We start from the raw sequence: 19,311 nt of genomic DNA on the forward strand, positions 1-19,311 counted from the left end.
CACCATGGGAGCGTGCTTCGCTTTCTGCTGAACCTGTTGTGGCTCGTCTTCGGCGGTGGCTTCGTCCTGGCCCTGGGCTACGGCGTGGCCGCCCTGATCTGCTTCGCGCTGGTGATCACCATCCCGTTCGGAGTGGCCTCGCTCCGCCTCGCCTCGTACGCGCTCTGGCCGTTCGGCCGCACCGTCGTGCCGAAGCCCGGCGCCGGGGTCGCCTCCGGCCTGGCCAACGTGCTGTGGGTGCTGCTGGCCGGCTGGTGGCTCGCCCTGTCCCACATCCTCGCCGGCGCCGCGCTCTGCGTGACGATCATCGGCATCCCGTTCGGGGTGGCCAACTTCAAGCTCGTCCCCGCCGCGCTCTGGCCGCTCGGCCAGGAGGTCGTCGAGACGCCGTGAGCGCCCCTCGCCGCTAGCCGCGCAGCCGCGCGTTGAGCCGTGCGGCCTGCCGCGTGAGGTGGTCGCGTTCAGGGAGGCTGGGCGCCGACCGGGCCGCGTCCGCGTAGAGGCGCGCCGCGGCCGCCAGGTCACCGTCGCGCTCCCGCAGGTAGGCCGCCACGGCGGCGTACCGGGGCAGGTCGGGGTCGAGCCTCGCGAGGGCGGCCAGCCCCGCCCGCGGACCGTCGGCCTCGCCGACCGCGACGGCCCGGTTGAGGCGGGCCACCGGGCTGTCGGTGAGGCGCACCAGCTCGTCGTACCACTCGACGATCTGCACCCAGTCGGTCTCCTCGACCGTCCGGGCGTCGGCGTGCAACGCCGCGATGGCGGCCTGGGCCTGGAACTCGCCCAGGCGGTCGCGGGCCAGGGCCCTCTGGAGCACGTCGACGCCCTCGGCGATCAGGCGGGTGTCCCACCGGCCGCGGTCCTGCTCGGCCAGCGGCACGAGCCGGCCGTCGGGGCCGGTCCGTGCCGCACGCCGGGCGTGGTGGAGCAGCATGAGCGCGAGCAGGCCGACGACCTCCTCGTGGTCGGTCCTGGCCGCCAGCTCGCGGGTGAGCCGGATGGCCTCGGCGGCGAGGTCCACGTCGCCGGAGTAGCCCTCGTTGAACACCAGGTAGAGCACGCGCAGCACCGTGGTGACGTCACCGGGCTCGGTGAACCGGACGCCCGAGACGGTCCGCTTGGCCCTGCTGATCCGCTGGGCCATCGTCGCCTCCGGCACGAGGTAGGCCTGCGCGATCTGGCGTGTGGTCAGGCCGCCGACCGCGCGCAGGGTCAGTGCGACGGCCGAAGCCGGTGTGAGGGACGGGTGCGCGCACAGGAAGTACAGCTGGAGCGTGTCGTCCGCCTCCTCGCTCGGCCCGGGCGTCGGCTCCACCTCGGCGCGCACCTCGCGCCGCCGCCGGGAGGTGTCCGCGCGGGCGGCGTCGAGGAACTTGCGCCAGGCCACCGCGACCAGCCAGCCCTTCGGATCCCGCGGCGGGTCGCCCGGCCACCCGCGTACGGCTTCGACCAGGGCGTCCTGCACGGCGTCCTCGGCCGCCGCGAAGTCAGCTCCGCGGCGGACGAGGACACCGATCACAGTGGGGGTGAGGGTCCGCAGCAGGGCCTCGTCCACCGTGCGTCACTCCGTGACGGTCGGGTGCGCCGTCAGGAACGGGCGCACCTCGAGCCACTCGTGGATCGGCTTCCCGCCCGCGCCCGGAGCCGCGGACAACTCGCCGGCCAGCTCGATCGCCCGCTCGTACGTGTCGACGTCGATCACCATCCAGCCGGCGATCAGGTCCTTGGTCTCCGCGAACGGGCCGTCGGTGACCGGCGGCCGCCCCTCGCCGTCGTAGCGGACGAACGTGCCCTCCGGGGAGAGCGCTTGGCCGTCGACGAACTCGCCGGTGCCCTCCAGCCGGTCGGCGAAGTCCTGCATGTACCGCAGGTGCGCCGTGACCTCCTCCGGCGTCCACTGGTCCATCGGCACGTCGTTGACCGCCGCCGGCGCGCCGCGGTAGTGCTTCAGCAGCAGGTACTTGGCCATGATGTTCTCCTCGGTGCGGTACGGCCCGTCGTGGCCGTGTTCACTGCGGGGACGGAGCCGGGTCCGGGTTCTCGACATCCCACCACGAAATTTTCTGGAGACCTTGTCGGCGAGGTCGCGTCCGAGGCCTGAGGCACAACCGCTAGCGCGTCCTAGGAGGCTGGGTTGAGGCCGCGGGTCATCCGAATGAGGCTCACGTAGGCGTTGGCGCGGCTACGGTCGGAGTGGTGGGCGGTCATAACGGGGTGATCGAGGCACTCAAGGCGGATCCCACCATGTCGGGCCTGCTCCGCTCGCTGGAGGCGTACTACGGCGACCCGGCCCGCGAGGCGGCCATGGACGCGTTCTACGCCCCCCTCGTCCGCCCGGACGACCTGGTCTTCGACCTGGGCGCCCACGTGGGCGACCGGCTCGGCAGCTTCCGGCGGCTGGGCGCCCGGGTGGTGGCCGTCGAGCCCCAGCCGCTCTGCACCCGGGCCCTGCGGGCCCTCTACTCCGACGACGACCGGGTGACCGTGGTGGAGGCGGCGTGCGGGGCGCGCACCGGGCCGGTGCGCCTGCACGTGAACTCGGCCAACCCCACGATCTCCACGGCGTCGACCGGCTTCCTGCGCGCCGCGGACGGAGCCGGCGGCTGGGCACACGAGGTGTGGGACGCCGAGATCGAGGTGGCCGGCACGACACTCGACACCCTCATCGCGGCGCACGGCGTGCCGGCCTTCGTGAAGATCGACGTGGAGGGCTTCGAGGACGCCGTGCTGGCCGGGCTGAGCCGGCCACTGCCGGCACTGTCGTTCGAGTTCACCACCATCGCCCGGGACCTGGCCGCGCGCTGCCTGGACCGGCTCACCGCGCTGGGCTTCACCGACTTCACCGTCGCGCTCGGCGACGAGATGGCATTCGCCCTGCCCGGGTGGCGGCCGGCGGGCGAGGTGGCGGCGTACCTGCGGGGGCTGCCGCACGAGGCCAACTCGGGCGACGTCTACGCCCGCACCCGGCCGGCCTGACCCCACCGGCGCGATCCCCCGGGCGGACGTCAGCCGGCGGCGAAGGCGGCGATCCGGTCCAGGTCGGCCGGCTGGAGGCCGCGCGAAGGGCGGGGCGCGATCAGCAGGGCCCGCCCCTCGGCGGTCAGCGCGTCCCGATCCGGACCGGCGGCGGGCAGCGCCTCGTCGTCGGTCCAGACCAGACGCCGTCCGGCGGCGAGCACGGCCCGCGCGGCGGCCAGCTTCAGGGGCCAGCACGCGGACCCGCGCGGCATCGGGTCGGCGTCGAGCGAGCGCACCAGCGGCGGGAGCCCCCACAGCCGCTCCAACTCTCCGGCGTCCGGGCACCAGGTGGTGCACCAGCGCACCTCCACCACGCCCGCGCGGTGCAGGGCGCGGATCCGGTCCGTCAGCGGCGGCGCCCAGCGGACCTGGTAGCCGGCCGCCTCGGAGTCGGCCCACACCAGGCTTCGGCGGGGTGGTCCGCCCCACCCCGGGCGCGCCACGTTGACCACGCCGTCCACGTCCAGCAGCCACACCGGCGGCGGTTGGGTCATCGGCCCACGGTAGGTGCCGCCTGCCCCCGGGGCGACCCGGTTTCCTCGCATCGACGCTGCTCACAACGTCGATTGGTCGCGTTGTCCAGAGGCACTTTTTTCATGTTTCGAACTTAGCCATGTTTCGTTACCTGCCTGTTATTGACGTGACCGTCGCCACTTCGGTTGACTGCGACGGAACCGCTTCCGCAACCGGTTCCGAAACGCCCGCCTCACCCCTTCGACCCGGGAGCGTCACGTGCCGATCACCATCGCCGACGTCGCCACCCGGGCCGGCGTGAGCAAGACGACGGTCTCCCGGGTGCTCAACGGCAAGGGCGAGGTGCACGTCCGCACCGCCGACCGGGTCCGCGCCGTCATCAACGCCCTCGGCTACGTGCCGAGCGCCCGCGCGGTCGGGCTCGCCCGCGGACGCACCCGGGTGGTCGGCATGCTGGTGCCCGCCCTGACCTGGCCCTGGATGGGCGAGGTGCTCCAGGGCGCGGCCGACGTGGTCGAGGCCGAGGGGTACGGCATGCTGCTGTTCACCTGCACCCACGGCGACGAGTCGATGCGGCGGTTCGCCTCCCAGGTCTCCGCGAAGTCCTTCGACGGCCTGCTCGTGGTCGAGCCGGAGGGCACCCTCGACTACATCACCGAGCTGCACGAGCGCGGCCTGCCGGTCATCCTCATCGACGACCGCGGCCACCAGCCGGGCTTCCCGTCGGTCCGCACCACCAACGAGTCCGGCGCCCGGGCCGCGGCGGCGCACCTGCTGGCGCACGGTCGGAAACGGCCGCTGGTCGTCACCGGGCTGCGCCGCTTCGGCTGCACCCGGGAACGGCTCGCCGGCTTCGCGGACGGCTACGCCGACGCCGGCCAGCCCATCGACCCCGCCCTCGTCGTGGAGGGCGACTTCACCTTCGAGTGCGGGCGGGCGGCGGTGGAACGCCTGCTCGCCGAGGGCGTGCCGTTCGACGCCGTCTTCGCCCACAACGACCTCTCCGCCGCCGGGGCGCTCCAGGCACTGCGGGACGCCGGCCGGCGGGTCCCGGAGGACGTGGCGGTGGTCGGCTTCGACGACCTGCCGCTGGCCGGGCACACCCATCCACCGCTGAGTTCTGTGCGCCAGCCGTTGCGGGAGATGGGGGCGGTCGCCGCCCGGACCCTCATCGCCCACCTCGGCGGGACGCCGCTGCCCGGCACACCGACCGTCATCCCCACCAGCTTCACCGTCCGCGCGTCGACCGGCGCCACCTGACCTCGCCACCGCTGTAGCACCACCCGCACCGGCGGGCGCCCGCCCACCGGTGGTAACACCGCACACCCTCCATCCACCACATCCCGCTCCAGGATTGCGGGAGCACCGAGGGAGACCTCCATGAGAAGAAGGCAACTCCTGGCCGTCGCGCTGGCCGGCGCGATGGCCACCGGCGTCGCCGCGTGCGGCGACAGCCCGAACGCCAACAAGAAGAACGGCCAGGCGGCGACGGTGCTGAACATCGGCATGCCGAACGGGCCGCAGGCCGAGAACAACAACCCGTTCCTCACCACGTCCGCCGCGGCCTCGCTGGGCTACCGCTGGCAGATCTTCGAGCCGCTGATGATGTGGAACCCGGTGAAGCCGGCCGACCCGTTCAAGCCGTGGCTGGCGACCAAGGCCGAGTGGTCGTCGGACTACACCTCGGTGAAGGTCACCATCCGGGACAACGCCACCTGGTCGGACGGGCAGAAGGTCACCGCCGAGGACGTCGCCTTCACCTACAACCTGGTGAAGAAGTACCCGGCGCTGAACGACCAGGGCGTGCCCTACACGGACGCGACGGCCAGCGGCAACGAAGTCACCATCAAGATGGAGAGCCCGCAGTTCGTCAACCAGCAGAAGGTGCTGTGGCGGGTGCCGATCGTGCCCAAGCACATCTGGGAGAAGATCAGCGACCCGACGACCGACACCGTCAAGCAGCCGGTCGGCAGCGGCCCGTACACTCTGAAGTCCTTCACGCCGGCCAGCATGACCCTGTCGGTGCGCGACAAGGGCTACTGGCAGGACCCGCCGAAGGTCAAGGAGCTGCGCTACACCTCCTACACGGACAACAGCGCGCAGACCACCGCCCTGGCCAACGGCGAGTCGGAGTGGAGCTTCGTCTTCATCCCCAACTACCAGGCCGTCTTCGTGGCCAAGGACCAGGAGCACCACAAGGTGTGGGCGCCGGCGATCCTGGGCATCCACGGCCTCTACCTCAACACCACGAAGAAGCCCTTCGACGACCCGGCGCTGCGCCGCGCCATGAACATGGTCATCGACCGCGCCGACATCTTCACCACGGCCGAGGCCGGCTACTTCCACCCGCAGGTGAAGAGCGTGACCGGCCTGCCCAGCCCGGCCGGTGACTCGTTCGTCGCGCCGGAGTTCAAGGGCCAGGAGCACAAGGTCGACGTCGAGGGCGCCAAGGCGCTGCTGACCGGCGCCGGCTACAAGCTGGAGGGCAACACCCTCAAGGACAAGACCGGCAAGCCCGTCACCGTCAAGCTGACCGACCCGGCCGGGTGGTCCGACTACCAGACCAGCCTGGAGATCGTGAAGGACAACCTGTCGAAGATCGGCATCGCGGCCACGGTCGACAAGGCCAACCAGGACGCCTGGTTCCGCAACGTCGAGCAGGGCAACTTCGAGGCGACCTTCCGGTGGACCGAGGGCGGCGCCACGCCGTACGACATCTACCGGACGATCATGGACGGTCGGCAGCTCAAGCCGATCGGCACCGCCTCCCCCGCCGGCAACTTCGGCCGCTTCAACAACAAGGCGGCGACCGACGCGCTGGTCGCCTACGCGAACGCGACCGACGACGCCGCGCGCACCACCGCGTTGAACACGCTGCAGAAGATCTTCGTCGACCAGATGCCGATGATCCCGGTCGGCGCGGACAACATCGGCGGCGCGTACAGCACGAAGAACTGGACCGGCTGGCCGGACGACTCGAACCCGTACGGCGCCATGCAGCCCACCCAGCCCAACGCGCTGGACGTGGTCCTGCACCTCAAGCCCGCCAACGGCTGACCTGGCCAACCGCCTCCCCGGCCGGCCACCGGCCGGCCGGGGAGGCGCACCCCACGCTCAGACAGGAACTCGGCATGACGTTGAGCGAGAGCGCGGCGGCGCCGGTCGACGAGGTGGTGCTGGAGGCCGTCGGCCTGACCAAGCACTTCCCCGTCCGCAGGCGGCTGCGTGACCTCTTCTCCCGGACGCCGGCCGTGGTGCACGCCGTCGACGACGTGTCGTTCGCGCTGCGCCGCGGCCGGGTGACCGCGCTGGTCGGAGAGTCCGGCTCCGGAAAGTCCACGGTGGCGCGGCTGCTGGCCCAGATCTACCCCCGCACCGCCGGCGACATCCGCCTGCACGGCACCTCGACCCGGGTGCGCGGCGGCCGGCCGTTCCGGGCGTACGTGCGGCGGGTCCAGCTGATCCTGCAGGACCCGTTCGCCTCGTTGAACCCCGTGCACACCGTCCGCTACCACCTGACCCGGTCGCTGCGGATCCACGGCAACGCCGGGCACGGCGCCGAGGACCTGGAGGCGGCCCTCGGCAGGCTGCTCACCCGGGTGAGCCTCACCCCGCCCGAGCGCTACCTGGACGCGTTCCCGCACGAGTTGTCCGGCGGCCAGCGGCAGCGCGTCGCCATCGCCCGGGCGCTCGGCGCCGACCCGGAGGTGCTCCTCGCCGACGAGCCGGTCTCGATGCTCGACGTGTCGATCCGCCTCGGCGTGCTCAACCTGCTGCAGGACCTCAAGGACCGGCTCAACATCGCGATCCTCTACATCACCCACGACATCGCCTCGGCCCGCTACTTCGCCGACGAGACGATCGTGATGTACGCGGGCCGGATGGTGGAGGGTGGCGACAGCGAGACCGTCACCCAGCACCCGGCCCACCCGTACACCCGGCTGCTCACCGATTCGGCGCCCGATCCCGAGCGCATCACCGGCGACGGCGCCGGCGTCGACACGGCCGCCGGGAAGGACCGGGGCCAGGGCGAGCCGCCGAGCCTGATCGCCCCGCCCGCCGGCTGCCGGTTCCATCCCCGGTGCCCGCACGCCATGCGGCGCTGCACGACCGACCTGCCGCCGCGCCTGGACATCGGCGACCGGCCCGGCCACTGGGCGGCCTGCTGGCTCTACGACCCGGACACCGTCGCCGCCGACGCCCCCGGCTCCGCCGCGCCCGACGCCGACCCGGCCGTGTCACCGCCCCCGCCGGCGGTCGAGCGGGACGGCACCGCCACCCTCGGGGAGGCACGATGAGATTCCTCCTGCAACGCACGGCCTTCTACCTGTTCACGGCGTGGGCGGCCATCACGCTCAACTTCTTCATCCCGCGGCTCGTCCCGGGCGACCCGGTGCAGTCGCTCATCTCCCGCAACCAGGGCCGGATCAGCGCCGACGCCATCCAGTCGCTGCGCGTGCTGTTCGGGCTGGACGCGCACGAGAACATCTGGCAGCAGTACCTCGACTACTGGGGGCAGCTGCTCCACGGCGACCTCGGGCTGTCGTTCACCTTCTTCCCCACGCCGGTGTCGACGGTGATCGGCGACAGCCTGCCGTGGACGGTGGGCCTGGTCGGCATCACCACGATCATCAGCTTCCTCCTGGGCACGGCGCTGGGCGTCGGCGCCGGCTGGCGGCGCGGCTCCTGGGTCGACGGGCTGCTGCCGGCCACGACGTTCCTGTCCTCGATCCCGTACTTCTGGCTGGGCCTCGTCGCCATCGCCGTGTTCACCGGGCCGGGGAGCTTCTTCCCGTCCTCCGGCGGCTACGAGGCGGGCCTCGTGCCGGCGTTCGACGCGTACTTCATCCCCAGCGCGATCAAGCACAGCGTCCTGCCCGCGGCGACCATCCTGGTCTCCTCGATGAGCGGCTGGATCCTCAGCATGCGCAACATGATGGTCACGGTCTCGTCGGAGGACTACATCACCGTCGCCCACGCGAAGGGGCTGTCGGAGCGCCGGGTGGCGCTCAGCTACGCGGCCCGCAACGCGCTGCTGCCCAACGTGTCGGGCTTCGCCCTGTCGCTCGGGTTCATCGTGGGCGGCACGCTGCTCGTGGAGATCGTGTTCTCCTACCCGGGTCTCGGTTTCCAGCTCTTCCAGGCGGTCGGCTACAAGGACTACCCGCTCATGCAGGGGATCTTCCTGATCATCACGATCTCCGTGCTGGTGGCGAACCTGCTCGCCGACGTCGCGTACCTGCTTCTCGACCCGCGGACCCGAAAGAGCTGAGCGATGACCATCTCACCGTCGAGCATCGAGCAGGTCATCCCCGGCCAGGGGGCGATGGCCCAGCCGTCGGCCGCGCCGGGCCGGGCGAAGCGGCGCCGGTTCCGGTTCGTCGCCAACGCCAAGGCCGCCACCGGCCTGGTCATCCTGGCCGTCTACTGCCTCTTCGCGGTGATCGGGCCGTGGGTGGCGCCGTACGACCCGGACGCGCGCAGCGCCGACGTGCTCCAGGCGCCGTCGCTGCGGCACTGGTTCGGCACCACCCACCTCGGTCAGGACATCTTCAGCCAGATCCTGGTCGGCGCGCGCAGCGTCATGGTGGTGGGCCTGGTCGCCGGCGTGCTGGCGACGATCCTGTCCATCCTCATCGGCGTGACCGCCGGCTACATCGGCGGGGTGGCCGACGAGGGCCTGTCGGCGCTGTCCAACGTGTTCCTCGTCATCCCGGCGCTGCCGCTGATCATCATCGTCACGTCGATCGTCGAGCAGGCCAGCGACACGTTGGTCGCGCTCATCATCGGGTTCACCTCGTGGGCGTGGGGCGCTCGGGTGCTGCGCGCCCAGACGCTGTCGCTGCGGCGGCGCGACTACGTCGAGGCGGCCCGGGCCACCGGCGAGCGGACCTGGCGCATCATCCTGTTCGAGATCCTGCCGAACCTCACCGCGATCATCGCGTCCGGCTTCGTCGGCACGGTCATCTTCGCGGTCATGTCGGAGATCACCCTGGCGTTCATCGGCATCTCGTCGATCTCGTCCTGGAACTGGGGCACCATCCTGTTCTGGGCGCAGGGCCAGCAGGCCCTCGCGCAGGGCGCCTGGTGGTGGTTCGTGCCGGCCGGGCTGGCCATCGCGGTGCTCGGCACCGCCCTCGCCCTGATCAACTTCGGCATCGACGAGTTCGTCAGCCCCCGGCTGCGCAGCGCCGGCAGGACCCGGATCCGCACCGCCGACGGCCGCACCGTACGCATGCGGGTCGGCTTCACCCCCGTGCTGGCCCCGACGTCCCGTGCGGCGCCGGCCCCCCGAGAGGAGGTCGCACCGTGAGCGCGAGGAGTGCAGCGGAGCGGAGCCCCGCAGTCGCGAACGAAGGAGGGCTCAAGTGACCGATCCGGTGCTGGAGATCCGTGGGCTGCGGGTCGACTACGGGCTCGGCGACGCGGCCGTGCACGCCGTCCGCGACGTCGACCTGACCCTGCACCGCGGCGAGGTGCTGGGGCTGGCCGGGGAGAGCGGCAGCGGCAAGTCCACGCTGGCGTACGGGCTGACCCGGCTGCTGCCGCCGCCCGGCGTGGTCAGCGGCGGCCAGGTGGTCTACCACCCGGTCGACGGCCCGCCCGTGGACGTGCTGACGCTGAGCCCGGCGCAGCTGCGCCAGTTCCGCTGGGCGGAGACGTCGATCGTCTTCCAGGGCGCCATGAACTCGCTCAACCCGGTGCACAAGGTCTCCACCCAGCTGCTCGACGTGATCAAGGCGCACGAGCCGAAGAGCACGCCGGCGGGCCGGTTGGCCCGGGCCCGGGACCTGCTGCGCCTGGTCGGCATCGCCGCCGACCGGCTGGACAGCTACCCGCACCAGCTCTCCGGCGGCATGCGGCAGCGCGTGATGATCGCCATGGCGCTGGCACTGGAGCCGCAGCTGGTCATCATGGACGAGCCGACCACGGCCCTGGACGTGGTGATGCAACGGCAGATCCTCGGCCAGCTCGCCGAGCTGCGGGAGCGGCTGGGCTTCGCGGTCCTGTTCATCACCCACGACCTGTCGCTGCTGGTCGAGTTCTCCGATCGGATCGCCATCATGTACGGCGGCCGGATCGTCGAGGAGGCGCCCGCCGCGCAGCTGTACCGGCGGGCCCTGCACCCGTACACCGAGGGGTTGCTGCACTCCTTCCCGGCGCTGCGCGGCCCCCGCCGCGAGCTGACCGGCATCCCCGGCTCCCCGCCGGACCTGCGGGCCATGCCGGAGGGCTGCGCGTTCCACCCGCGCTGTCCGAAAGCGTTCGACCCGTGCGACAAGAAGGTGCCGGCCCTGGGCGCCGCCGAGCCGGGCCGGGATGTCGCCTGCTGGCTGCACCCGGTCGCCGCCCCCCGCTGACCCCCACCCTCCGTCCGACCGAACGACCCGCTACCGCGAGGAGAACCATGGACACCGACCTCACCCGCCCGATCAGCGCCGGGCAGGCCGACCCGATCGACACCCTCCCGCCGACCTTCCGGTGGGGGGTGGCGACCTCGTCGTACCAGATCGAGGGCGCGGTGGCCGAGGACGGCCGGACGCCGTCGATCTGGGACACCTTCTGCCGCGTCCCGGGCGCGGTGGCCAACGGCGACCACGGCGACGTGGCCTGCGACCACTACCACCGGATGCCGGAGGACGTCGCGCTCATCGCCGACCTGGGGCTGGACACCTACCGGTTCTCGGTGGCGTGGCCGCGGGTGCAGCCGGGCGGGCGCGGGCCGGCGAACCCGGCCGGGCTGGCCTTCTACGACCGGCTGGTGGACGAGCTGCTCGGCCGCGGGCTCGACCCGTGGGTGACGCTCTACCACTGGGACCTGCCGCAGGAGCTGGAGGACGCGGGCGGCTGGCCGAACCGGGACACCGCCTACCGCTTCGCCGACTACGCGGAGCTGGTCTTCGCCGCCCTCGGTGACCGGGTGAAGACCTGGACCACGCTGAACGAGCCGTGGTGCTCGGCGATGCTCGGGTACGCGTACGGCCTCCACGCCCCGGGGCGGCGCGACCTGGGTGACGGGATCGCCGCCGCGCACCACCTGCTGCTCGGTCACGGGCTGGCGGTGCAGCGGCTGCGCGCCGCGGCGGCCACCCCGATCGAGCTGGGTCTCACGGTCAACCTGTCCACCGCCGACCCGGCCACCGACAGCGCGGCCGACCGCGACGCGGCCCGGGCCGCCGACGGGCTGGGCAACCGGCTCTACCTGGACCCGGTGTTCCGCGGCGCGTACCCGGAGGACGTGGTGGCCGACCTGGCCGCCGAGGGGGTGCGCATCCCCGTCGAGGAGGGTGACCTGGAGATCATCTCGGCGCCGATCGACGTGCTCGGGGTGAACTACTACTTCGGGCAGGTGCACTCCGGGGTGGACGAGCAGGGCCGGGAGCGGGACGACGACGGGCGGCCGGTGCGCCGGGTGGTCCGCCGGGACCTGCCTCGTACCGCCATGGACTGGGAGATCGTGCCGGACTCCTTCACCGAGCTGCTGGTCCGGCTGCACCGGGACTACCCGGGCGTGCCCATGGTGATCACCGAGAACGGTGCGGCCTTCGACGACGAGCCGGACGCCGACGGGTTCGTGGCCGACGACGACCGGGTGGCGTACCTGGCCGAGCACCTGCGGGCGGTGGCCCGGGCCCGGCAGGCCGGCGCGGACGTGCGCGGCTACTTCGCCTGGTCGCTGCTGGACAACTTCGAGTGGGCGTACGGCTACGACAAGCGCTTCGGCATCGTCCGGGTGGACTACGACACCCAGCGGCGCACGCCGAAGCGCAGCGCGCACTGGTACCGCGACACCGTCCGCCGGGTGCGCGGGGAGCGCTGAGCGGACCGCTCGGGGCAACCGCGCCGGAACCTTCCGGGCGGTTGCCCCGACCTGTCCATATACGCAGGTGGCGAGGGTTTTTCACCACTTGACACAAGCATACTTCTATGCCTTGACGAAAACGGGTGTGAGGCGTTCTCTCCTTCGCGGATGTCGAGAAAGCTCCGAAGGGAGGCATCCGTGTCCTCCACCCGATCCCCCACCACCGCCAGCCGCGCCAGCCGCGCGGCGCTGGCGCTCTGCCTGTCGGCCGGCGCCCTCGCCCTGTCCCCACCGTCGGCCGCGCACGCCGCCGGCGAGACCGTCAACGTCTGGCTCACCACCACCTCCGACAGCGGCGGGCGGACGGTCACCCGCGGTCTGCAACCGCAGAACCCGCTCAGCTTCGCCGCCAGCAGTCCCGCCGCCACGTACACCATCACCGTCAACGAGAACACCAGCTACCAGCCATTCGAGGGTGGCGGCGCGTCGATCACCGACACCACCGCGTACCTGCTGCGCGGCGGGCCGGTCACCGCCGCCACCCGGGACGACGTGATGCGCAAGCTGTTCAGCCCCACCGACGGCATCGGCCTGTCGTTCGTGCGCAACCCGGTCGGCGCCTCCGACCTGTCCCGCCCCGGCATGATCTCCCTCGACGACACCTGCTGCGATCTGAGCGACTTCGGCGTCAACGGCTACAACACGGACGTGGAGCTGCTCACTGCGCAGGCCAAGCAGCTCAACCCGGCGCTGCGAGTGAAGGTCGTGCCGTGGAGCGCGCCCGGCTGGATGAAGACCAACGGCCGGATGGACCAGATGGGCTCGCTCAGGTCGCAGTACTACGCCACCTACGCCCAGTACCTCGTCAAGACCATTCAGGCGTACGCGGCCCGCGGCGTGCCGGTCGACTACGTCTCGGTGCAGAACGAACCGAACTGCTGCCAGGCGAGCAACCCCACCGCGATGAACTACCCGGGCATGGCCTGGACCTCCGCCAACCTGGTGAACCTGACCAAGAACTTCGTCTACCCGGAGTTCCGCACCGCCGGCATCTCCAGCAAGGTGCTGGTGCACGACTTCAACTACGGCGACTACGGCAACTTCGGCGCCGTGCTGCTCGCCGACAGCGGCGTCCGCACCGATCCGCTCTTCGGCGGCATCGCGTGGCACGGCTACTTCGGCAGCCCCACCGTGGGCACGCAGGTCCACAACCAGTACCCGACCGTGCCGCAGTTCAGCACCGAGCACTCCGGCGGCACCTGGATCACCAACCAGCACAACGAGGACCTGGCCGACATCGTGAACTACGCCCGGAACTGGAGCGGCAGCCTGGTCAAGTGGAGCCTCGCGGTCAACCAGAACATGGGCCCGCACAACGGCGGCTGCGGCACCTGCACCGGGCTGATCACCGTGCACGAAGGAGACGCGCGGGCCGGACAGGTCGACTACACCATCGAGTACTACACCACCGGGCACCTGACGAAGTTCGTCAAGCCCGGGGCGTACCGGATCGACTCCACCGCGAACAGCAGCGTGCCGAACGTCGCGTACCGCAACGCGGACGGGTCCAAGGCGCTCATCGCGCACAACGGCAGCACCTCGTCCCGCTCGGTGAAGGTGGTCTGGGGCGGGCAGTCCTTCACCTACACCCTGCCGGCCCGGACCACCGCCACCTTCACCTGGTCCGGCACCCAGTCCGGTCCGCCGACCGGGCAGATCACCGGCATCGGTGGCAAGTGCCTCGACGTCACCAACAGCAACACCGCCAACGGCACGCCGATCCAGATCTGGAGCTGCGCGGGCACCCCGAACCAGCAGTGGACGCGGGGGGCCGACGGAACTCTCCGGTCGCTGGGCAAGTGCCTCGACGTCTCCGGCGGTGGGACCGCCAACGGCACGCGGGTGCAGCTGTGGACGTGCAACGGCACCGGCGCACAGCAGTGGGTGTGGACGGCCGCACGGGACCTGGTGAACCCGCAGGCGAACAAGTGCCTGGACGTCATCGGCAACACCTCCGCCGACGGCACCAGGACGCAGATCTGGAGCTGCACCAACGGCGCCAACCAGAAGTGGAGCCTCCCGTCCTGAGCCGGGGCCGGGCCGGCGGCGCTCCCACCGCCGGCCCGGTGGCTCAGCGGGTCCGGTGGCTCAGCGGGTCCGGTGGCTCAGCGGGTCCGCGTCCGGGGCCGCCGCGCCGGCCGCGCCGGCGCCGGGACCACCCGGGCGGCCGGCTCGCGCGGCACACCGCCGTCGCGCAGCAGCCGGGCCATCGGCAGGGTGGCGGCGCCCATCGCGACCGCGTCCGGTCCGAGCCGGCACAGCTCGATCGAGGTCTGGGCGTACGGCTGGCGCAGCGCGTGCCGCGCCGTGACCTCGCGGATCTGCGGCAGGTAGCGCTCGCCCAGGGCCAGGCCGGCCCAGCCGCCGAGCACCACCCGCTCCGGGTTGAAGAGGTTCACCAGGTTCGCCACCCCGGCGCCGAGGTAGCCGACCGTCTCGTCGAGCACCTTGGCCGCGGTGCGGCTGCTGGCGCGGAGCAGCTCGCCGAAGGCGCTCTCCTCGTCGCCGCCGGCCGCCGGCCGGCCCCGGTTGGCCTGCCGGAACCGGTCCAGCACCCCCTCCGCCCCGACGTACGCCTCCAGGCAACCGAGGTTGCCGCAGCGGCAGCGTCGGCCCCCGTACACGATGGTGGTGTGGCCCCACTCGCCGGCGCTGCTGTGCGCGCCGCGGTAGCCCACGCCGTCGGCCACCACGCAGGCCCCGACGCCGGAGCCGACCAGGGCGACGACCGCGTGCCGGACGCCGCGCCCGGCGCCGAACCACATCTCGGCCTGGCCGAGCGTCTTGGCGCCGTTGTCGATGTGCACGGGGATGTCGGTGCCGGCGCGCAGCATGGCGCCGAGCGGCACGCCGTCCCAGCCGAGGGTCTGCGCGTGCACCACGGCGTCGGCGGTGCGCTCGACGGTGCCGGAGACGGCGACGCCGAAGCCGAGCACCGCGCCCGGGTCGACGCCGGCCTGCTCGACCACCGCGGCGAGACCGTGCAGCAGGTGATCGGTGACCTGTCCGGGGTCGGGCTCGGCGGCCGCGATCGGGTACTCCGCCTTGGCCAGGGCGGTCATGGCGAGGTCGAAGAGTTCGACCTGCACCCGGGTCTCGCCGACGTCGGCGCCGACCAGGTAGCCGTAGCCGGGGGCGACCCGGAGCAGCACCCGGGGGCGGCCGCCGTCGGACTCGACCGAGCCGGCCTCCTCGACCAGGCCCTCGGCGATCATCTCGCCGACCAGGTTGCTCACGCTGGCCAGGCTGAGCGCGGTGGACTGCCCCAGTTCGTGCCGGCTCAGCGGGCCGTCCAGCCAGATCCGGGTGAGCAGGACCGACCGGTTGGCACGACGCATGTCGCGCACGGTGGTGCGTCTGGCGTCCACGTCCGCCGCCGTCCTCTCCCGGCCGCACCCGGCGGCCTGCTTCACGCCGTGAACCAAGTGCTGACAGACTACTGCGCATTTACATTTAACAAAGTTAACTGCTAGCCTCCGGCGCATCGATGAGGAGGTATGTCATGCGACTTCGACGACGGCTGACCGCCGTGCTCGGCGGCGCCCTGCTGCTTGCCGTACCCACCGCCCTGCCGGCCGCCACCGGTCTGGCCGCCTCCGCCGCGGAGACCGCGCTGGTCTCCTGCGCGGGCGTGCCGGCCTGGGCCGAGGGAGTGACCTGGACCGCGGGCAGCCGGGCCACCTACGCCAACCGGCTCTACCAGGCGCTGGTCACCCACACGCCGCCCGCCGGCGCGGGCTGGACCCCACCGGCCACACCGGCGCTCTGGAGCGACCTCGGCGCCTGCGGCGCCGGCACCCCGTCACCGACCCCCACCACGAAGCCGCCCTCGCCCACCCCCACGCCCACCACCTCCCCCACGGCGTCGCCCACCCCCACCCCGACGCCCACCCCCACCCCGACCACGCCGCCGCCCGGCGGGACCACCTGCGCGCTGAAGTCGCGGCCCGCCGGCAAGGTGCTCCAGGGCTACTGGGAGAACTGGGACGGCGCGGCCAACGGCGTCCACCCCGGCATGGGCTGGATCCCGATCACCGACTCCCGGATCACCGCCCACGGCTACAACGTGGTCACCGCCGCGTTCCCGGTGATCCGCTCCGACGGCACCGTGCTCTGGGAGGACGGCATGGACGCCGGCGTCAAGGTGCCCACCCCGGCCGAGGTGTGCCAGGCCAAGGCCGCCGGCCTGACCGTCCTGCTGTCGATCGGCGGCGCGACCGCCGGCATCGACCTCGGCTCCAGCGCCGTCGCCGACCGGTTCGTCGCCACCGTCGTACCGATCCTCAAGCGCTACAACTTCGACGGCATCGACATCGACATCGAGACCGGGCTCACCGGCAGCGGGAACATCACCCAGCTCTCCACCTCCCAGGCCAACCTGGTGCGGATCATCGACGGCGTGCTGGCCCAGATGCCCGCCGGCTTCGGGCTCACCATGGCCCCCGAGACCGCGTACGTCACCGGCGGCAGCGTCACCTACGGCTCGATCTGGGGCGCGTACCTGCCGATCATCAAGAAGTACGCCGACAACGGCCGGCTCTGGTGGCTGAACATGCAGTACTACAACGGCTCGATGTACGGCTGCGCCGGCGACTCGTACCCGGCCGGGACCGTGCAGGGCTTCGTCGTCCAGACCGACTGCCTCAACACCGGCCTGGTCGTGCAGGGCACCACCATCCGCGTCCCGTACGACAAGCAGGTCCCCGGGCTGCCGGCGCAGAGCGGGGCCGGCGGTGGGTACCTGAGCCCGTCGCTGGTGGCGCAGGCGTGGAACACCTACCGGGGCGGCCTCAAGGGGCTGATGACCTGGTCCGTCAACTGGGACGGCTCGAAGGGCTGGACCTTCGGCGACAACGTCAGGTCTCTCCAGGGCCGCTGACGCCACGCGGGGCCCCGCAGGCGCGCGGGGCCCCGCATCACCCGGTGAGCCACTCCCGGATGACGGCGTAGTCCGCGTCGGTGAGACCCCGCCGGGGATCCACCCGGTAGGCCAGGACCGGTGCCGGATGGTGTGCCGCCAGCCAGGCGCCGTCGGTCGCGCGGATCTCGTCGTCCACCCAGACGAACGGTCGCCCCGCCGCCCACTCGTGCAGGGCCCGGGTCTTCCAGTGCAGGCCGTCCCCCGCCCCGTCGGCCTCCGGCCACTCGACCACCGGCAGCTCGGGCAGGCCGAGGCGGCGGCCCACGACGTCGTTGGCCTCCGCCAGCCAGGTCGTCGCCCAGACCAGGTCGCAGGGCAACGCCCAGAGCCGCGTGCCGTGCCGGGGATCCAGGCGGGCCAGCAGTGGATTGCCCGTCCCGGAGGTCGGGGTGGGCCGGTGCCCGCCGAACGGAATGAGCGGTCCGTCGACGTCGAGGAAGAGCAGCGGGCGGTCGGTCATCGCGCTGACCATAGCCGGGCCGCTCCGCGACTCACTTCTCGCGGGGCGGGGTGCTGCGCCACCGGGACCGCCACTGGGGCGCCGCGAAACCCTCGGTGACGTAGATCGTCTCGTGGGCGACCTTGTCGCCACGGAACTCCAGGATGTCGACCGCGGGGCGCCACTCCCCCTGGTCGTACCGGATGCGCAGTTCGGCGACCCAGGCGTCGCCGCCGCCACGCACCCGCACCACCTCCAGCTCGACGTCGGCCGGGTACGCGCGCCGCCACTCCCGGAAGTTCGCCACGCCCTCGAAACGCTCGCCGGACTGCGGGAACTCCAGGACGGCGTCGTCGTGGTAGATCTCGTGGGCGGCATCCTCGTCGGTGCCACTGTGGTCGATGTAGTGCCGCAGCACCGCCCGCACGGCCGGCTCGTCCATCCCTGACGCTCCTCGCCCGTGGCCGCACCCCCCGACGGCAGACGCTACCCCGGCCGGTCACCCGTGGAGGGCGGTCAGCTCGGGCACCACGTCGGAGGGCGAGGGCATCGCGGCCATCTCGTCGCGGACCTCGGCCGCCGCCTCGGCGAGCGACGCGTCGGTGACGAGCCGGGTCAGGACGTCCGGTGTGATGGCCCGGGCCGCCACGGCGAGGCCGGCGCCGCGTCGTGCCACCACCTCGGCGTTGTGCCGCCGGTCGCCCGGTCCCGGCACGACGAGTTGCGGCACGCCCGCCGCCAGACCGCCCAGCACGCTGCCCGCCCCGCCGTGGTGCAGGCAGGCGGTCGCGTACGGGAGCACCCGGTCGAGCGGCACGCGCCCGACCGTCCGGACGTTCTCCGGCAGCCGCGGCAGCCTGCCGGGCGGCCGGACGAGCACGATGTCGGCGTCCACGCCGGGCGCGGCCGCGATGATCGCCGCCTTCGGGTCGCCGCCGCCCGGGCCCGCGACGGTGCTCCGGCTCACGACGATCCGCGGTCGCTTCCCGGCGCTCAGCAGCCAGTCCGGCACCTCTCCCCCGCCCGAATAGGGCACCGCCCGCATGGGCAGGCCCGGCCTCGGCCCGGTCAGGCTGGGCGGCGACACGGTGATGGTGGCGGCCGGCGGACCGATCCGGTGCCGCCGCATCGGTCCGCTCGCCGCAACGGCGGCGACGAGATCGGCGGCGGGGAACAGGTTGTTCTCCTGCACGACGCCGGGGACCCCGACGCTCTCGGCGGCGACTCCCCCCGCCACGCCCAGCGACTCGTAGACGACCAGGTCGGGCCGTTCCCGCCGGGCCAGCGCGACCACCGCGTCCACGAACGTGGCGTTCGCGGCACCGAACAGCTCACCGACGACCGCGGTGCCCGCGCGCCCGGCCAGTTCCCGACGGGCCAGCAGCGGATGTCGCAGGAGCACTCGGCCGGCGATCCGCCCGAACGCGAAGCCCGGCGCGACGTCGTGCGCCGCCAGGCCGCCGAGGTCGACGGTGAGCGCGTCGCCGCCGCTCGCGACCAGCACCTCGTGGCCGGCGTCCCGCCAGGCGAGGGCGAGCGGGACCAGCGGCAGCAGGTGCCCCTGCAGCGGCGCGGAGACGATCAGGACGCGCATGTCCC

Annotated in this window: 18 protein-coding genes; 11 read left to right on the top strand and 7 right to left on the bottom strand. The window is 72.5% G+C overall.

The genetic code is table 11. The features are described from left to right. Positions 1-12 precede the first annotated feature (12 nt). Positions 13-393: a YccF domain-containing protein gene (locus tag FXF50_RS03960; protein WP_148425846.1), complete on the top strand. Its 381-nt coding sequence runs from the start codon at positions 13-15 to the stop codon at positions 391-393. 13 nt (positions 394-406) lie between these two features. On the opposite strand, the gene FXF50_RS03965 is transcribed toward FXF50_RS03960, so the two are convergent. Together FXF50_RS03965 and FXF50_RS03970 are read right to left on the bottom strand one after the other, a co-directional pair. Then, on the bottom strand, positions 407-1,552 hold the full coding sequence (locus FXF50_RS03965) for an RNA polymerase sigma factor (RefSeq protein ID WP_148425847.1): 1,146 nt from the start codon (positions 1,550-1,552) through the stop codon (positions 407-409). 6 nt (positions 1,553-1,558) lie between these two features. Beyond that, entirely contained in the window at positions 1,559-1,966 is a 408-nt protein-coding gene (locus tag FXF50_RS03970; RefSeq protein ID WP_148426262.1) for a YciI family protein, read from the bottom strand. A gap of 275 nt (positions 1,967-2,241) precedes the next feature. Here FXF50_RS03970 and FXF50_RS03975 point away from each other — a divergent pair, with 275 nt between their 5' ends. Beyond that, entirely contained in the window at positions 2,242-2,973 is a 732-nt protein-coding gene (locus FXF50_RS03975) for an FkbM family methyltransferase (RefSeq protein ID WP_187399553.1), read from the top strand. A 29-nt stretch (positions 2,974-3,002) separates the two neighbouring features. Here the strand turns inward: FXF50_RS03975 and FXF50_RS03980 are convergent, their stop codons facing one another. Continuing rightward, positions 3,003-3,509, bottom strand: a complete 507-nt coding sequence (locus FXF50_RS03980; protein ID WP_148425848.1) for a hypothetical protein — start codon at positions 3,507-3,509, stop codon at positions 3,003-3,005. Positions 3,510-3,747: 238 nt separating this feature from the next. Here FXF50_RS03980 and FXF50_RS03985 point away from each other — a divergent pair, with 238 nt between their 5' ends. The 8 genes from FXF50_RS03985 (at position 3,748) to FXF50_RS04020 (ending at position 14,380) form a co-directional block, all read left to right on the top strand. Then, entirely contained in the window at positions 3,748-4,749 is a 1,002-nt protein-coding gene (locus tag FXF50_RS03985) for a LacI family DNA-binding transcriptional regulator (RefSeq protein ID WP_148425849.1), read from the top strand. 120 nt (positions 4,750-4,869) lie between these two features. After that, a complete protein-coding gene (locus FXF50_RS03990) occupies positions 4,870-6,546 on the top strand; it encodes an ABC transporter substrate-binding protein (RefSeq protein WP_148425850.1) in 1,677 nt (558 codons plus the stop codon). 74 nt (positions 6,547-6,620) lie between these two features. Continuing rightward, entirely contained in the window at positions 6,621-7,787 is a 1,167-nt protein-coding gene (locus FXF50_RS03995; protein WP_148425851.1) for an ABC transporter ATP-binding protein, read from the top strand. Beyond that, entirely contained in the window at positions 7,784-8,761 is a 978-nt protein-coding gene (locus FXF50_RS04000) for an ABC transporter permease (RefSeq protein ID WP_091307279.1), read from the top strand. The genes FXF50_RS03995 and FXF50_RS04000 overlap by 4 nt, the downstream gene beginning before the upstream one ends. 3 nt (positions 8,762-8,764) lie before the next feature. Beyond that, on the top strand, positions 8,765-9,802 hold the full coding sequence (locus FXF50_RS04005) for an ABC transporter permease (protein WP_187399499.1): 1,038 nt from the start codon (positions 8,765-8,767) through the stop codon (positions 9,800-9,802). A gap of 55 nt (positions 9,803-9,857) precedes the next feature. Beyond that, positions 9,858-10,850 (top strand): ABC transporter ATP-binding protein, encoded by a 993-nt coding sequence (locus FXF50_RS04010; RefSeq protein ID WP_148425852.1) that lies wholly within the window; start codon positions 9,858-9,860, stop codon positions 10,848-10,850. Between the two features lie 47 nt (positions 10,851-10,897). Continuing rightward, positions 10,898-12,310: a GH1 family beta-glucosidase gene (locus FXF50_RS04015; protein ID WP_148425853.1), complete on the top strand. Its 1,413-nt coding sequence runs from the start codon at positions 10,898-10,900 to the stop codon at positions 12,308-12,310. Between the two features lie 180 nt (positions 12,311-12,490). Beyond that, positions 12,491-14,380, top strand: coding sequence for a ricin-type beta-trefoil lectin domain protein (locus tag FXF50_RS04020; RefSeq protein ID WP_255509875.1), 1,890 nt, complete (start codon positions 12,491-12,493; stop codon positions 14,378-14,380). A 77-nt stretch (positions 14,381-14,457) separates the two neighbouring features. Here the strand turns inward: FXF50_RS04020 and FXF50_RS04025 are convergent, their stop codons facing one another. Beyond that, positions 14,458-15,690 (bottom strand): ROK family transcriptional regulator, encoded by a 1,233-nt coding sequence (locus tag FXF50_RS04025; protein WP_255509876.1) that lies wholly within the window; start codon positions 15,688-15,690, stop codon positions 14,458-14,460. A 164-nt stretch (positions 15,691-15,854) separates the two neighbouring features. On the opposite strand from FXF50_RS04025, the gene FXF50_RS04030 reads away from it, so the two are divergent. Beyond that, positions 15,855-17,231: a glycosyl hydrolase family 18 protein gene (locus FXF50_RS04030; protein ID WP_148425854.1), complete on the top strand. Its 1,377-nt coding sequence runs from the start codon at positions 15,855-15,857 to the stop codon at positions 17,229-17,231. A 37-nt stretch (positions 17,232-17,268) separates the two neighbouring features. Here the strand turns inward: FXF50_RS04030 and FXF50_RS04035 are convergent, their stop codons facing one another. The 3 genes from FXF50_RS04035 to FXF50_RS04045 are packed head-to-tail and all read right to left on the bottom strand — an operon-like array spanning position 17,269 to position 19,306. Continuing rightward, positions 17,269-17,733: an HAD domain-containing protein gene (locus FXF50_RS04035; protein WP_148425855.1), complete on the bottom strand. Its 465-nt coding sequence runs from the start codon at positions 17,731-17,733 to the stop codon at positions 17,269-17,271. A 31-nt stretch (positions 17,734-17,764) separates the two neighbouring features. After that, positions 17,765-18,154 carry a nuclear transport factor 2 family protein gene (locus tag FXF50_RS04040; RefSeq protein ID WP_148425856.1) on the bottom strand — a complete coding sequence of 130 codons (390 nt, stop codon included), beginning with the start codon at positions 18,152-18,154 and terminating at the stop codon, positions 17,765-17,767. A gap of 57 nt (positions 18,155-18,211) precedes the next feature. Further along, positions 18,212-19,306, bottom strand: a complete 1,095-nt coding sequence (locus tag FXF50_RS04045) for a nucleotide disphospho-sugar-binding domain-containing protein (protein WP_148425857.1) — start codon at positions 19,304-19,306, stop codon at positions 18,212-18,214. Between the last annotated feature and the right edge of the window lie 5 nt (positions 19,307-19,311).

Origin of the sequence: Micromonospora sp. AP08 (genome assembly GCF_008085935.1) — a bacterium.
Taxonomy (GTDB): Bacteria; Actinomycetota; Actinomycetes; order Mycobacteriales; family Micromonosporaceae; genus Micromonospora; species Micromonospora chersina.